This window comes from Jannaschia sp. W003, from assembly GCF_025144335.1.
GTDB lineage: Bacteria > Pseudomonadota > Alphaproteobacteria > Rhodobacterales > Rhodobacteraceae > Jannaschia.
The window spans coordinates 412,024-425,665 of sequence record NZ_CP083539.1 but is presented as its reverse complement, the minus strand read 5'-3'; the positions used below and the strand labels follow the sequence as shown (position 1 = coordinate 425,665).

At 73.0% G+C, this 13,642-nt stretch carries 15 protein-coding genes; 8 read left to right on the top strand and 7 right to left on the bottom strand.

Annotated elements, in window-relative coordinates; translation table 11 throughout:
- Window positions 1-43: 43 nt before the first annotated feature.
- Window positions 44-643, top strand: a complete 600-nt coding sequence (locus K3554_RS01940; RefSeq protein WP_259942824.1) for a nicotinate-nucleotide adenylyltransferase — start codon at window positions 44-46, stop codon at window positions 641-643.
- Here K3554_RS01940 and K3554_RS01935 read toward each other — a convergent pair.
- Window positions 640-1,485, bottom strand: a complete 846-nt coding sequence (locus K3554_RS01935; RefSeq protein ID WP_259942821.1) for a DMT family transporter — start codon at window positions 1,483-1,485, stop codon at window positions 640-642. The two genes, K3554_RS01940 and K3554_RS01935, sit on opposite strands and share 4 nt — an antisense overlap.
- Before the next feature lie 100 nt (window positions 1,486-1,585).
- On the opposite strand from K3554_RS01935, the gene dacB reads away from it, so the two are divergent.
- The 4 genes from dacB to K3554_RS01915 are packed head-to-tail and all read left to right on the top strand — an operon-like array spanning window position 1,586 to window position 4,358.
- Complete coding sequence (gene dacB / locus K3554_RS01930) at window positions 1,586-3,043, top strand: D-alanyl-D-alanine carboxypeptidase/D-alanyl-D-alanine-endopeptidase (RefSeq protein ID WP_259942819.1); 1,458 nt, start codon at window positions 1,586-1,588, stop codon at window positions 3,041-3,043.
- Complete coding sequence (locus K3554_RS01925) at window positions 3,025-3,492, top strand: tRNA (cytidine(34)-2'-O)-methyltransferase (RefSeq protein ID WP_259942817.1); 468 nt, start codon at window positions 3,025-3,027, stop codon at window positions 3,490-3,492. Before dacB ends, K3554_RS01925 begins: the two co-directional genes overlap by 19 nt.
- A 27-nt stretch (window positions 3,493-3,519) precedes the next feature.
- Window positions 3,520-3,807, top strand: a complete 288-nt coding sequence (locus K3554_RS01920; protein WP_259942815.1) for a DUF5665 domain-containing protein — start codon at window positions 3,520-3,522, stop codon at window positions 3,805-3,807.
- Window positions 3,804-4,358: a hemerythrin domain-containing protein gene (locus K3554_RS01915; protein ID WP_259942813.1), complete on the top strand. Its 555-nt coding sequence runs from the start codon at window positions 3,804-3,806 to the stop codon at window positions 4,356-4,358. The genes K3554_RS01920 and K3554_RS01915 overlap by 4 nt, the downstream gene beginning before the upstream one ends.
- A gap of 55 nt (window positions 4,359-4,413) precedes the next feature.
- Here the strand turns inward: K3554_RS01915 and K3554_RS01910 are convergent, their stop codons facing one another.
- Window positions 4,414-4,671 (bottom strand): hypothetical protein, encoded by a 258-nt coding sequence (locus tag K3554_RS01910; protein WP_259942810.1) that lies wholly within the window; start codon window positions 4,669-4,671, stop codon window positions 4,414-4,416.
- 174 nt (window positions 4,672-4,845) lie between these two features.
- Window positions 4,846-5,493, bottom strand: coding sequence for a hypothetical protein (locus K3554_RS01905; RefSeq protein ID WP_259942808.1), 648 nt, complete (start codon window positions 5,491-5,493; stop codon window positions 4,846-4,848).
- A gap of 85 nt (window positions 5,494-5,578) precedes the next feature.
- Here K3554_RS01905 and K3554_RS01900 point away from each other — a divergent pair, with 85 nt between their 5' ends.
- Both K3554_RS01900 and K3554_RS01895 read left to right on the top strand, forming a co-directional pair.
- Window positions 5,579-5,854: a GlsB/YeaQ/YmgE family stress response membrane protein gene (locus K3554_RS01900; protein WP_259942806.1), complete on the top strand. Its 276-nt coding sequence runs from the start codon at window positions 5,579-5,581 to the stop codon at window positions 5,852-5,854.
- Window positions 5,855-6,081: 227 nt separating this feature from the next.
- Window positions 6,082-6,936, top strand: a complete 855-nt coding sequence (locus K3554_RS01895) for a glycosyltransferase (protein ID WP_259942804.1) — start codon at window positions 6,082-6,084, stop codon at window positions 6,934-6,936.
- A 141-nt stretch (window positions 6,937-7,077) separates the two neighbouring features.
- On the opposite strand, the gene K3554_RS01890 is transcribed toward K3554_RS01895, so the two are convergent.
- Window positions 7,078-8,181, bottom strand: a complete 1,104-nt coding sequence (locus K3554_RS01890) for a hypothetical protein (RefSeq protein ID WP_259942803.1) — start codon at window positions 8,179-8,181, stop codon at window positions 7,078-7,080.
- A 113-nt stretch (window positions 8,182-8,294) separates the two neighbouring features.
- Window positions 8,295-10,490: an excinuclease ABC subunit UvrB gene (gene uvrB, locus K3554_RS01885; RefSeq protein WP_311200353.1), complete on the bottom strand. Its 2,196-nt coding sequence runs from the start codon at window positions 10,488-10,490 to the stop codon at window positions 8,295-8,297.
- A 272-nt stretch (window positions 10,491-10,762) separates the two neighbouring features.
- Between uvrB and K3554_RS01880 the strand changes: the two genes are divergently transcribed.
- The gene (locus K3554_RS01880; RefSeq protein ID WP_259942800.1) at window positions 10,763-11,074 is read left to right on the top strand and encodes an ETC complex I subunit; all 312 of its coding nucleotides are present in this window, start codon (window positions 10,763-10,765) and stop codon (window positions 11,072-11,074) included.
- A 30-nt stretch (window positions 11,075-11,104) separates the two neighbouring features.
- On the opposite strand, the gene K3554_RS01875 is transcribed toward K3554_RS01880, so the two are convergent.
- Window positions 11,105-12,379, bottom strand: a complete 1,275-nt coding sequence (locus tag K3554_RS01875; RefSeq protein ID WP_259942797.1) for a glycerate kinase — start codon at window positions 12,377-12,379, stop codon at window positions 11,105-11,107.
- Between the two features lie 362 nt (window positions 12,380-12,741).
- Entirely contained in the window at window positions 12,742-13,641 is a 900-nt protein-coding gene (locus K3554_RS01870; RefSeq protein ID WP_259942796.1) for a fumarylacetoacetate hydrolase family protein, read from the bottom strand.
- Between the last annotated feature and the right edge of the window lies 1 nt (window position 13,642).

The following is a 13,642-nucleotide window of genomic DNA, read 5'->3' as shown; positions in this document are numbered from 1 at the left end:
ACGCGGCTTGCCCGCTTGCCGCGCCGCGCGCTAGGGCGCGGGGATGCGCATCGGCCTGCCCCCCACGCGGCCCGGACAGGTGGTCGGCCTGCTGGGCGGCTCGTTCGACCCGGCCCACGCGGGCCACGTCCACGTCAGCCTCGAGGCGCTCAAGCGGTTCCGGCTGGACCGGCTGTGGTGGCTGGTCAGCCCCGGCAATCCGCTGAAGGCGCGCGGCCCGGCGCCGCTGGCCCGGCGCGTGGCGCACGCGCGCGCGCTCATGCGGCACCCGAAGGTGCAGGTGACGGCGATCGAGGCGCGGCTGCGGACGCGCTACACGGCCCACACGCTGCGGCGGCTGCGGGGCCTGATGCCGGGCGTGCGCTTCGTGTGGATCATGGGGGCCGACAACCTCGCGCAGCTGCACCTGTGGGAGGACTGGCGCGGGATCATGGAGACCACGCCGGTGGGGGTGGTGGCCCGGCCCGGCGAGCGCATGGCAGGGCGCATGTCGCCCGCCGCCCACGCGTTCCGCCGCTTCCAGCTGCCCGAGGCGCAGGCCGGCGCGCTGGGACGGACGGCGCCGCCGGCGTGGTGCCTCGTGAACGTGCCGATGCACCCGGCCTCGTCCACGGCGATCCGGGCCGCGGGGCGCTGGGGCTAGCGCCGCAGCGCCAGCGTCGCCAGCCCCGAGAGCGCCAGAAGCGCCAGCCCCGCCGTCGCCGGCCCGTCGGGCAGCGTGCCGAACACCGCCCAGCCCAGCCCCGTGGCCGCCACGAGCTGGAAGTAGACGAACGGGGCGAGCACCGTGGCCCCCGTCCGCCCGTAGGCGTTGACGAGCAGGAGGTTGCCGGTGGCCGAGGCGAGGCCCGACACGAGGAGCAGGCCGACCACGGGGACGGTGAGCGCGGGCACCGCCGAGGTCGCGCCGAAGGGCAGCAGCATCAGCGTGCCGAGGGCGGTCTGCGTCAGCATGAGCTGCCGCGGCCCGGCCACGCCTGCCACCCAGCGCGAGGCGGCGAGGTAGCCGCCGTAGAACAGCCCCGCCAGCAGCGCCCAGCCGAGCCCCGGCGACATGCCGAAGCCGGGGCGCACCACGAGGAGCACGCCCGCGAAGCCCAAGGCCAGGAGGGCCGAACGCGCGAGGCTCGCCCGCTCGCCCAGGAGCCACGCCGACAGGGCGTAGGAGACGATCGGCCCCACGAAGAAGGCACCGAACACGTCGGCGATGGGCTCGGTCCGGAGAGCGGTAAGGATCGAGGCGATGCCGGCGGCGATGAGGGCGGCGCGCAGCCACAGGCGCGGGTCGCGCCAGATGCGCCACTCGATGCGGCCGCCGAGGATCAGGAGGATCATGGCCGCCCCCACCGCGAAGCGAGCGAAGGCCACGAAGCCCGGATCGACGCCGTGGCTGCCCGTCAGCAGCTTGCCGGCCGTGTCCCCCAGCGGGATCAGCGTCATGGCCGCCAGCATCAGCGCCACCGACAGGAGGAGGTCTCGATCCATGACGATCGCGCTAGCACCGGCCCCCGATGGGCGGAAGCGGGTTGGCAAGGAGGAACGGCCCCGGCAGTGAGGCGTTCGACTGCCTCGGAGGGTCCCACCCATGGATCGACGCCACTTCCTCGCCGGCATCATGTCCACGTCGGCCCTGCCGGCCTGCGCCGACGCGCCGGCGACCTCGATGCGTGCGGCGACGCGGCCCGACGACCTGCTGGCGCGCAGCGCGCCGGATGCGGAGCGCCTGATCGCCGCGGCGCGGCTCGGGGGCGACATCTCGACCGTGGTGGCCGACGCGCACACGGGCGAGGTGCTGGAGTCGGTGAACCCGATCCGCCTCCTGCCGCCCGCCTCGGTGGCGAAGGCGGTCACGGCGCTCTACGCGCTCGAGACGCTCGGCCCGGACCACCGCTTCGAGACGACGCTGGTGGCCACCGGGCCGATCCGGGAGGGCCGCCTCGACGGCGACCTCGTGCTGGTGGGCGGGGGCGATCCGGGCATGGACACCGACGGGCTCCACGACCTCGTGGAGCAGGCCAAGGCCGCGGGCCTGCGCGCCGTCGGCGGGCGGCTGCTGATCTGGGACGGCGCGCTGCCCCTGATCGAGCGCATCGACCCCACGCAGCCCGAGCACGTGGGCTACAACCCCTCGATCTCGGGCCTCAACGTGAACTTCAACCGCGTCCACTTCGCCTGGCGCCGTGCGGGCACCGGCTACGAGACCTCGATGGAGGCCCGCACCGAGCGCTTCCGCCCCGAGGTCTCCACCTCGCGCATCGCGGTCGAGAACCGCACCCTGCCGGTCTACACCTACCGCGACGGCGGCGACGTGGACCTGTGGACGGTGGCGCGCGCGCAGCTCGGCGGGTCCGGCTCGCGCTGGCTGCCGGTGCGCAACCCGGCGCAGTACGCGGGCGAGGTGCTCTCGAAGCTGCTGGCCTACGAGGAGGTGGAGGCGCCCGCCCCCGAGCGGGTGCTCCGCCGGCCGCAGGGCGGCGCCGTGATCGCGCGCACCCAGAGCGCGCCGCTCGACCGCATCGTGCGCTCCATGCTGCGCTATTCCACCAACATCACCGCCGAGGTGCTGGGCCTCGCGTCGAGCGTGCGCCGGGGGCTGAACACAGGCACGCTCGACGCCTCGGGCGCGATGATGACCCGCTGGCTCGAGGAGCGGGCCGGCCTGGGGCGCGCGGACTTCGACGACCACTCGGGGCTGAACGGCACCACGCGGGTCAGCGGGCTGGGCCTCGTGCGCGTGCTCACGGCCGCGGGCGCCGAGGCGCGGGTGCGGCCCCTGATGCGCGAGCTGACCATCGAGGCGGATCGCAACATCCCCGTGCAGGCCAAGACCGGCACGCTGAACTTCGCGTCCTGCCTTGCGGGCTACTTCAACGCCCGCTCGGGCCGGCCGCTGGCCTTCGCCACGCTCACCGCCGACGTGGAACGGCGCGCGGGCCTCTCGGTGGCCCAGCGCGACCGCCCCGAGGGCGGACGGGAATGGGCGCGGCGCTCGCGCTCGCTGCAGTTCGACCTGATCGAGCGCTGGTGGACCGTGCACGCGTGAGCGGGAACCGCCCCGCGATCGTGCTGGTGCGGCCCCTGATCCCCGGCAACACCGGCACCATCGCCCGCACCTGCGCAGCCCTGGAGATCGACCTGTGCCTCGTGGGGCCGCTGGGCTTCGAGATCACCGACCGGGCGGTGCGCCGCGCGGGGCTCGACTACTGGCCTCACGTGCCGCTGCACCGCTACGACACGTGGGCCGACTTCGCGGCCCGCCGCCCCGGCCCGCGCTTCGCCTTCGAGGAGTGGGGCGAGACCTCCGCCTACGACGTGGCGTGGCCCGGCGACGCCCAGCTCCTGTTCGGCTCCGAGACCGTGGGCCTGCCCCCCGAGGCGCTGGAGGGCGCGCGGGCGGTGCGCCTGCCGATGCGCTCGCCCCACGTGCGGTCCCTGAATCTCGCCAATGCTGCAACAGCCGCCGCCTACATCGCCTTCCGCGGCTTGCTCTGACGGGCGCCGGTGCTAGCGTCGCCGCCCATGACCCCGGACGACGATCTCATGGACGAGCTGTCGGCGCTGCGCCGCGAGCTGGCGCGGCTGAACCGGCACCGGTTCATCCAGGTCCACAACTCGATCCCGAAGCTGATCGCGTTCCAGCTCTACCGCGGGCTGGCCTTCGGCCTCGGCACGGTGCTGGGCGCCACGGTGATCCTGTCGGTCGTGGTGTGGTCGCTGGCGCAGATCAACTTCATCCCCGTGGTGGGCGACTGGGCCGCGCAGGTGCTGGAGATCCTCGAGCCGACCATGGACCGGCCCCGCGAGTGAGGGGCGCCCCGGATCCCCTGGCGCTGGAGCGGCGCGCGGGCCTGCCGGACACCCTGCGCGCGCTCGTGGAGGAGATTCCCCGCGAGACCTGGGAGGCGCATCCCGAGTTCGGCGCGCTGACCCGGTTCTGGCTGGAGCGGCACCTCCGCTTCCGGCGCATGCTGGCGATGCTCGGCTCCGACCTGGCGGAGCGCGAGGCGGGGCGGCTGGCGCCCGAGGTCCATGCGTCGCGGCTGGCGCGCGTCGGCAGCCTGTTCCTGCAGGAGTTGCACGGCCACCACAGCGTGGAGGACGAGGTGTACTTTCCGAAGCTGGCAGCCCACGCGCCAACATTGGAGCGGGGCTTCGCGCTGCTCGACGCGGACCACCACCGCCTCCACGAGGAGCTGGAGCGCTTCGCCGCGGACGCCAACGTGCTGCTCGGCGGGGGCGAGGCGGGGCCGATGGCGGACACGGTGCGGCGGATGGAGGGGTTCCTCGACCGCCACCTCACCGACGAGGAGGAGCTGGTGGTGCCGGTGATCCTGCGCGTGGGCGAGGCCCGGCTGTAGGGGCGCCGCGCGCGCCGGGGGGACGCGCGCGGCGGGGCCGTTCGACCGCGGGGTGTCAGTCGACGGTCACGCGGGCCACGCCGGTCAGGCCATCTTCGCCCGCCGAGCGGTAGACGATGGTGACGCGCTGGCCGGGGGCGAGGGTCGCGGGGGCGGCGTCGCCCAGCAGCCACACGGTACGGTCCGACATCACGAGGGTGCGGGTCGCGGGGTCGAACGAGGCGACTGTGCCGGTGACGCCGTCCGCGAAGGCGGGGGCGGACAGGGCGGCGAAGGCCGCGACGACGGCGGCGGAGAGAAGGGGAAAGCGCATCGGGGCGGGACCTTGGGGAAGAGGATCGCGCTCTCGGAGCGAGACCTCGCTCCTGCAGCCGCCGGACGGAGCCTCGCGCCCGGATGGCGGGCATCTACTGCGTCCGGCGCACCGATCAAGCGTCCCGTCGTGGCGGTCCGCGCAACGGCGCGTGCGCGGGGATCGCGAGGGGCGTCAGAATTCCCGCGCGAGGCCGAGGCGCAGCGCCGCGCCGTCCTCCGACAGGGCCACCCCGAGGCGCAGGTCGCCGATGCCGCCCATGGCGCGCTGCACCGTAGGGGCGAGGGTGACCGAGGTGTCGTCGCCCTCCGACTCGGCGAAGGCTCCCAGCTCCACGGTCCACCCCTCGGCGGGCCGGATCCCCGCCACGGCCGAGGCGGTCAGCCGCGTGGGCGCGGTGCCGTCCGCGGCCGCCTCGGCGCGCAGGGCGAAGGCGGTCCAGCCGCCGCCCATCGCGGTCTCGAAGCCGCGCCCCGCCGAGACGCCGAGCGAGGCCCGCGCCACGGGCCGTGCGCTGCGGGGCATGTCCTGCCCGAAGCCCGTCTCGACCGCCGCCCGCCACGGCGCGGGCAGTACATCGAGGGGCACGCGCAGGAAGGCGCGCACGCGCCGCTCGGCCTCGGGGCCCTGGAGGTGCCCGCCCAGGTCGAGCCCGAAGGTGAGCCGGCGCGGGCCGCCGACCTCGGCATAGAGCCTGGCCCACGGATCGCTGCCCCCCTGCACGAAGCCCAGCGCGTAGATCTCGCCCTCGGCGCGGGGCCAGGGGCCGGGATTGGCGGGGGCGGGCAAGAGCGTGAAGAGGGCGAGCAGCAGGATGCGCATGGGTGCGATTGGACGGGATCGCGGTTAAGGCAGGGTTAATCGCCCCGCCGCGCTATGTGGCGGGGCGTCGGACATGGAGGACGGAATGGAAGGTTTCTTCGAAGGCCTGGGCATCGCGGCGCTGGTGGTGCTGGCGCTGATCGGACTGGTGATCGGGGCGCTGGCGGGCAAGGTCACGGGGCGCAGCGTGGCGCTCTACGCGCTGGTGGGCGCGGCGGCGGCGATCGCCACGCCGTTCGTGCTGGCGGCGCTGGGCGTGACGGTGCTGGCGGCCGGAGGGCTGCTCTTGGTGGCCTTCGTGGGCGCCGTAGGCGCGGCCGTGGTGGTGGCACTGGTGCGAACGCTGCTGCACCGGAAATAGGGGGGCGCCCCCCGTGCACCCCCCATGCACCACCCGTGCATGCGGGGGGCCGCCGGGGAGGGGCGTTCGGAGACGGGCGGCGGGCGTTCGCGCGACCGGGGCGCTCTCGCGGGACGCGGGGCCGGCGGCGAATGTCCGCCCGCGCGGGCGCGCGGTCCGAAACCGCTCGGCGCGCGCGGGGGCGCGGTGCCACCCTCGCGCCGACGCGGGGGCGGGGGCGGGGGGGCATGAAGAGACTGGTGAAGGTGATCGTTCCGTGCCGCGACGAGCAGCGGGTGGTCGGGCCGTGCCTGTCGGCGCTGGTGGCCAGCCCGATGCCGGCGGGGTGGCGGCTGGCGATCGACGTGGTGGCCAACGGCTGCCGCGACCGGAGCGCGGCGGTGGTCCGGCGCGCCGCGGCCGAGGCGGGGGACGCGGGCGTCGCGCTGCGGCTGATCGAGATCGCGGAAGGCTCCAAGACGGCGGCGCTCAACCGCGCCCTGCCCGAGGGGGCGGCGGTGCTCGTCCACGTGGACGCGGACGTGGTGGTCGACCCCTCGCTGATCGGGGCGCTCGTGGCGGCGCTGGGCGGGCGGACGCCGGGCTATGCCAGCGGGCGGGTGCGTGCGGTCCATTCCGGCGGCTGGGCGGCCGGGTGCTACGCCCGCGTCTGGGCGCGGCTTCCGTTCGCGCGCCGCGAGATCCCGGGCTGCGGGCTCTATGCGGTGAACGCGGCCGGGCGCCGGCGCTGGGGCGCGTTCCCGGACGTGGTGGCGGACGACATGTTCGTGCGGCTCCTGTTCCGGCCCCATGAGCGGCGCGAGGTCGAGGCCGGATTCGCCTGGCCGGTGCCCGGCACGCTGCGCGAACTCGCGGCGGTGCGCCGGCGCTGGGACTTCGGCAACCGCGAGCTTCGGCGGCGGTATCCGGGGCTGGGGGGCGGAGGCGCGCGGCGCCGTCTGCGCGACTATGCCGGCCCCGCGCTCGCGATGCCGGTGGCGAGCGCGGTCTATGCGGGGGTATGCCTGTGGAGCCGGTGCACGCTGCCACAGGCGCGCGCGCGGGACGGATGGGCGCGGGCGTCGCGGGCAGGCGAAGGGTAGGGAGACACGGGCCGGGGGGATCGGTTCAGATCACTTGCCGAGATCTCGCAACGAGTTCCGCCCTGGTGGAACCGATCGGCCGATCGCGGGCATAGAGGGAGTGTGAAGGGTGAGTGATCGGCTATGGATGCCGCCCTACGCCTATTCGTTTCTCAATACCCGTGTCCGCTCCATCGAATGACCGAACCGGCTGAGTTCGCCCTCGATGAGCAGAATCTCGCCCTCGGAGCGGCTCAGGCCGAATTGTCTGCCGAGGCACATTCGCGTGGTCCGATCTGGTTGCTCCATGTACGCGAGCGTCAGGCACCCCTTCGATCTCCGGCCGGTGCTGATCCCGGTGACGAGATAGGGTTTCACGACTTGCGGGTTCTCGGTCAGCGCATTCCATGTGTAGGGAAAGGCGTAATACCCTACCGCGAGGTACGCGGTCACGGCCATCACGGGCATCCCGGCGATCAGCGAGATGGCGGTCTTCCACGTACCGTTGCCTTGTGCATGAGCGCGGGCCATCACCGATTTCCGATCGGCAAAGACCCATGCCCAGCCCAACATGGACCCGCCGGCGATCGTGGGCAGGGCATACGCATCGAGAACCCCATCGAGATGGAGGGTCTGGCTCACGGTGCCGAAGAGATAGACATACCCGCAATACGCCAACCCCAGCAGGCCCGCGAAGGACGCCACCCGTGCGCCGGGGCCCCGTTCGACCGGGGCCGCACCGGGTCGTGCCCCGGTTTCGCCCGGTCGCTGTTGGATCGCCATCTGCTCGGCGATCTGGGCGTTCAGGCGGTCAAGGGCCTCTGCTTTCCTCCGGGCCCGGTGCTCGGCGCGCAACTCGCCGTATCCGATGCCGAACGGAAAAATCAGAAGCGCGAGAGCAACATAGGCCGCGCCCATCACCCAACCGAAGTACTCTTCCAACGTCCCGGAGAGCGGCATGTCGGAGCGACCGAAATGGCGCAGGTATCCGAGCGAGAGCGTCAGCCAGGCGAACGACAGTGAAGCGAAGATCGCTCGGGGAACGACCGGGAAGGTGGACCGCAGGATTCTCTGGTGGAGCGGCGGGTAGAGATAGACGAGCGTCACTCCGGCCAGAATGACCGCAAGGCCTGCGAAGAGGTGCAGCCGGCCGAGCTCGTAGGCGATCGTCCAGTTCACGAACACCGAGAAGCTCGCCAAGCCTGCCAGCCCGATCAAGCCCAGGAGGACGGCGGCGACGTCCGAGAACAAGAGGCCATATCGCATCACGAGAGCTCCCAAGCGGTCGCACTCGGGGTCTCGCCGAATTGGGGCGCCGATTTGTCGCCGGGGCGGAAAATCGCGAACGATCGCCCACCTGCGGAGGCGGGACGCGCGACCTACTGCGACTTCCTGTTCTTCCTCCGCTTGACATTCCCCCCGCGCTGGCCTGGCCGCCCGGCCGTGCTCCGCCCTTCCGCCTTGCGCGCGTCCTCGACCGCCTGCGCGACCGCGGACTGGCGGGCGAGGGGGTCGTCGGAGACCAGAAGGTCGACCTGCTCCAGCCGCTTGACCTCGTCGCGGAGGCGCGCGGCCTCCTCGAACTCGAGGTTCTCGGCCGCTTTCCGCATCCGCTCGCGCAGGCCGTCGAGGTGGGCCTGGAGGTTGGCGCCGGCCATGGGCTTGTCGATCTTGGCCGTCACGCGGCTCATGTCCACGTCGCCCTGGTAGAGGCCCGCGAGCACGTCCTCGACATTCTTCTTCACGGTCTCGGGGGTGATGCCGTGCTCCTCGTTGTAGGCCATCTGCCGGGCGCGGCGGCGCTCGGTCTCGCGCATCGCGCGCTCCATCGAGCCGGTGATGCGGTCGGCGTACATGATGACCCGCCCGTCGGCGTTGCGCGCGGCCCGGCCGATGGTCTGCACGAGCGAGGTCTCGGAGCGCAGGAAGCCCTCCTTGTCGGCATCGAGGATCGCGACCAGCCCGCATTCGGGGATGTCGAGACCCTCGCGCAGGAGGTTGATGCCGATCAGCACGTCGAAGGCGCCGAGCCGCAGGTCGCGCAGGATCTCGATCCGCTCGATCGTGTCGATGTCGGAGTGCATGTAGCGGACCTTGATGCCCTGCTCGTTGAGGTACTCGGTCAGGTCCTCGGCCATGCGCTTGGTGAGGGTCGTCACCAGGGTCCGCATGCCGCGCTGGGTGACGCGCCTGATCTCGTCGAGCAGGTCGTCGACCTGCATGCCCACGGGGCGGATCTCGATCTGCGGGTCGAGGAGGCCGGTGGGGCGGATCACCTGCTCGGTGAAGACGCCGCCGGTCTGCTCCAGCTCCCAGGCGGCGGGGGTGGCCGAGACGAACACCGACTGGGGGCGCATGGCGTCCCACTCCTCGAACTTGAGGGGGCGGTTGTCCATGCAGCTCGGCAGGCGGAAGCCGTGCTCGGCCAGGGTCATCTTGCGGCGGAAGTCGCCCCGGTACATCGCACCGATCTGCGGCACCGAGACGTGGGACTCGTCGGCGAAGACGATGGCGTCGTCCGGGATGTACTCGAAGAGCGTGGGGGGCGGCTCGCCGGGGGCGCGGCCCGTGAGGTACCGTGAATAGTTCTCGATGCCGTTGCAGACGCCGGTGGCCTCCAGCATCTCGAGGTCGAACTTGGTGCGCTGCTCCAAGCGCTGGGCCTCCAGGAGCTTGCCCTCGCCCACGAGCTGGTCGAGGCGCACCTGAAGCTCCGCCTTGATGCCCTTGATGGCCTGCTGCATCGTCGGGCGCGGCGTCACGTAGTGCGAGTTGGCGTAGATGCGGATCTTGTCCATCGCGCCGGTCTTGGCGCCCGTGAGGGGGTCGAAGGCGACGATGGCCTCCAGCTCCTCGCCGAAGAAGCTGAGCCGCCAGGCGCTGTCCTCGAGGTGCGCGGGCCAGACCTCGACCGAGTCGCCGCGCACGCGGAACGTGCCGCGCGAGAAGGCGGCGTCGTTGCGGCGGTACTGCTGGGCGACGAGGTCGGCCATGACCTTGCGCTGGTCGTACTCGGAGCCGACCACGAGGTCCTGGGTCATGGCGCCGTAGGTCTCGACCGAGCCGATGCCGTAGATGCAGGAGACCGAGGCGACGATGATGACGTCGTCGCGCTCCAGCAGCGCCCGGGTGGCCGAGTGGCGCATCCGGTCGATCTGCTCGTTGATCTGGCTCTCCTTCTCGATGAACGTGTCGGAGCGCGGCACGTAGGCCTCGGGCTGGTAGTAGTCGTAGTAGGAGACGAAGTACTCCACCGCGTTGTCGGGGAAGAAGCCCTTGAACTCGCCGTAGAGCTGGGCGGCCAGCGTCTTGTTCGGCGCGAGGATGATCGCGGGGCGCTGGGTCTCCTCGATGATCTTGGCCATGGTGAAGGTCTTGCCGGTGCCCGTGGCGCCGAGCAGCACCTGGTCTCGCTCGCCGCCGGTGACGCCGCTCACCAGTTCCTTGATCGCGGTGGGCTGGTCGCCGGCGGGCGCGAACGTGGTGTCCATGCGCAGGCGGCGGCCGCCCTCGAGCTTGGGGCGCTGGGCGATCTTGTTGCGGGCGAGGATCGGCAGGTCGTCGACGACGTCCATGGGCGGCGGCTCTCGGGCTGGGGATGCCCCGGGAATGTCGTCGCTCGGGGCCTTCGAATCAAGGCCGGCGGGGCGGGCGCGGGGAAAGCGCGGGGAGGCCGATTCCTTGCCGGGTTCGCCCGCCGCGTGTAGGGTCGCGGGGCGCAGCGGCGCGGACGTCGGCCGGGTCCGATACCCACCCCACCCCTCGCTCTTCGGGTCCGGTCGGCGGTCGCTTGCGCGGGCCGGGTCCGGGCGGCTAAGGAGGCGCGACCCCGCCCAGGAGCCTGCCCATGCGCGCCCGCATCTACAGACCCGCCAAGACCGCGATGTCGTCGGGCACCGCCAAGACCCGCGACTGGGTGCTGGAGTTCGTGCCCGAGGTGCCCCGCGAGATCGACCCGCTCACGGGCTGGACCGGCTCGCGCGACACCCAGGCCCAGGTGCGGCTGCGCTTCGAGACCCAGGCCGAGGCGGAAGGCTACGCCAAGGACCGCGGCATCGACTACGTGCTGCTGCGCCCCCAGGGCCGCAAGCACAACATCCGCACCGGCGGCTACGGCGAGAACTTCGCCACCCACCGCCGGGGATCCTGGACGCACTAGGCGGGGCGGCACCCGCCCCCGGGCCGCGGCTCACGCGCCGGGCGCCACCAGAAACGCGCGGAAATCGTTGACGTTGGTGAGGGTCGGGCCCGTCACGACCTGTCCGCCGGCGGCGGCGAAGAAGCCGTGGGCGTCGTTGCGCGCGAGGGCGGCGGCAGGGTCCGCCCCGGCGGCGCGCCCGCGCGCGAGGGTCTCCGGCCCCGCGCAGGCGCCCGCGACCTCGGCGGCGCCGTCGACGCCGTCGGTGTCGCAGGCGAGCACGTGGATGCCGGGCGCCCCCTCCAGCGCGAGCGCGGCGGCGAGCGCGAACTCGGCGTTCGGCCCGCCGGTCCCGTCGCCGCGCCGCGTGACGGTGCACTCCCCGCCCGACAGGAGCAGGATGGGCCGCCCGCTCCGCGCCGCCTCGTCCCGCAGGCCGAGCGCCATGCGTGCCTGCGAAGCGGCCAGCGCGCGCGCCTCGCCCTCGAGCGCGTCGCCGAGGATGCGGACGTCGACGCCTTCGGCCCCGGCCACCGCGGCCGCCGCGGCGAGCGACCGGGCGGGGGCGGCGATGACGCGGGTCTCCGCGCGGGCCAGCCGGGGGTCGCCCGGGGGCACCGCGTCCGGGGCCCGCTCCAGCGCCCGGCGCGCCGCCTCGGGCACGTCCACGCCGTAGCGCGCGAGGACCGCCAGGGCGTCGGCGGGGGTGGACGCCTCGCCCACCGTGGGGCCCGAGGCGATCTCGCCGGGATCGTCGCCCGGCACGTCGGAGATCAGCAGCGAGACCACGCGGGCCGGGTGGCAGGCCGCCGCGAGCCGTCCGCCCTTCACGCGGCTCAGGTGCTTGCGCACCACGTTCATCGCCCCGATCGCCGCCCCCGAGGCGAGGAGGGCGGCGTTCACCGCCCGCTTGTCGTCCAGCGTCAGGCCCGCCGCGGGCGCGCAGAGCAGCGCCGAGCCGCCGCCCGAGATCAGCGCCAGCACGAGGTCGTCCCGCGCCAGCCCCGCCACCCGCGCGAGCATCCGCTCCGTGGCCGCGACCCCGGCGGCGTCGGGCACCGGGTGGGCGGCCTCGGCGATCTCGATGCCCCGGGTGGGGCGGACGTAGCCGTAGCGGGTGATCACGAGGCCCTTGCAGGGGCCCCACGCGGCCTCGACCGCCTCGGCCATGCGCGCCGAGGCCTTGCCCGCACCAGTCACCAGCGTGCGCCCCGCGGGACGCCCGGGCAGGTGCGGGGCGACCACGCGCATCGGGTCGGCCACGGCCACGGCCTCGCGGAAGAGGCGCCGGAGGAAGGCGGGGGGATCGGACGGGGCGGCGGTCATGGCGCCACCCTAGCGCGGCGCGCGGCGGCGGGAAGCCGTCGAAGTGGGGGGGAGGTTGGGGGCAGCGGCGGGGCGCGGTACGCGCGCGTTCGACTGCCGTGCCTGGCGCTTCTGGGAGATAGTGGTGATCCCGGCAGGATAGAAATTGACGTTCTAGTTCAATCAGTTGACTGTGTCCAACCCCAACCGTTCCGCCATTGGTGGCGCTCACAATTTCAAGATGTTGTCCAACGGTTCGGCAGGGTTCCAGGAGCATCCCTCGTTGTCAGGCTCATCTACCACGACCATCCGATACACTTCAGATGTCCGGTGAGCGATCGGCGCCCTGCGCCGCCACACGGTTTCCGGATGTCCCCCGTGCATCACCGGCCCGGTCGCACGATGCGGTTAGCGAGGGTGCCGATCCCTTCGATCCACAGCTCCATTCGGTCGCCGTCCGCTAGCCGTCGGCCCAGCTCCAGTCCGCATCCCGTGCCCACGGTGCCCGAGCCGATCACCTCGCCGGGGTGGAGGGTCTCGCTGGCGGAGACATAAGAGATGATCGCCGCGAAGTCGTGGTGCATGGCGCGGGAGTTGCCGCCGCCCCAGCGCTCGCCGTTCACCGAGACGCGCATCTCCAGCGCCGCCGGATGGGGCACCTCGTCGGCGGTCAGGATGAAGGGGCCGAGCACGTTGCCGGTGTCGAAGTCCTTGCCCTTGGCGGGGCCGAGCTGGCCGGCCATCTCAGCCATCTGCGCGTCGCGGGCCGTCAGGTCGTTGAAGACCGTATAGCCGAAGATGTGCGCGGGCGCCTCCTCGGGGGAAATGTCGCGCCCACCGCGGCCGATCACGGCGGCCAGCTCCAACTCCAGGTCCATGTGCCCGCTGTAGGCGGGCCAGCGTACGTCCTCCCCGTGGCCGATCACCGAGAAACGGTTGCTCTTGTAATAGATCGGCTGGCGGTACCAGACGTCGGGGATCTCGAAGGCGCGCCCCGTCATCTCGCGGGCGCGGGCGAAGGCGTTGAGGAGGTGCGCCTCGAAGGCAAGGCAGTCGCGCAGCTGCGCGGGGCGGAGGGGCGCGCGGAAGGCGACGGCGTCCAGCGGAATGCGCGGCGCCCGCTGGAGGGCGGCGCGCGCCGCAACCAGCGCCGCCGGGCCGCCCTCGATCAGCGCCATCATGTCGCGGAATCCGCAGGCGCGGGTGAGATCCACCAGCGCATCTTCGCCAGCGGCGGCCACAACGATCCCGGCGCCTTCGTGGACCACGGTGGCGAGGCGCACC

Excerpts from the sequence above, each read along its gene's own strand:
- K3554_RS01920 (WP_259942815.1), top strand. The coding sequence starts at position 3,520 with ATGACCCCGGACGACGATCTCATGGACGAGCTGTCGGCGCTGCGCCGC.
- K3554_RS01900 (WP_259942806.1), top strand. The coding sequence starts at position 5,579 with ATGGAAGGTTTCTTCGAAGGCCTGGGCATCGCGGCGCTGGTGGTGCTG.
- uvrB (WP_311200353.1), bottom strand. The coding sequence starts at position 10,490 with ATGGACGTCGTCGACGACCTGCCGATCCTCGCCCGCAACAAGATCGCC.
- K3554_RS01895 (WP_259942804.1), top strand. The coding sequence starts at position 6,082 with ATGAAGAGACTGGTGAAGGTGATCGTTCCGTGCCGCGACGAGCAGCGG.
- K3554_RS01890 (WP_259942803.1), bottom strand. The coding sequence starts at position 8,181 with ATGCGATATGGCCTCTTGTTCTCGGACGTCGCCGCCGTCCTCCTGGGC.
- dacB (WP_259942819.1), top strand. The coding sequence starts at position 1,586 with ATGGATCGACGCCACTTCCTCGCCGGCATCATGTCCACGTCGGCCCTG.
- K3554_RS01940 (WP_259942824.1), top strand. The coding sequence starts at position 44 with ATGCGCATCGGCCTGCCCCCCACGCGGCCCGGACAGGTGGTCGGCCTG.
- K3554_RS01910 (WP_259942810.1), bottom strand. The coding sequence starts at position 4,671 with ATGCGCTTTCCCCTTCTCTCCGCCGCCGTCGTCGCGGCCTTCGCCGCC.
- K3554_RS01880 (WP_259942800.1), top strand. The coding sequence starts at position 10,763 with ATGCGCGCCCGCATCTACAGACCCGCCAAGACCGCGATGTCGTCGGGC.
- K3554_RS01875 (WP_259942797.1), bottom strand. The coding sequence starts at position 12,379 with ATGACCGCCGCCCCGTCCGATCCCCCCGCCTTCCTCCGGCGCCTCTTC.
- K3554_RS01905 (WP_259942808.1), bottom strand. The coding sequence starts at position 5,493 with ATGCGCATCCTGCTGCTCGCCCTCTTCACGCTCTTGCCCGCCCCCGCC.
- K3554_RS01935 (WP_259942821.1), bottom strand. The coding sequence starts at position 1,485 with ATGGATCGAGACCTCCTCCTGTCGGTGGCGCTGATGCTGGCGGCCATG.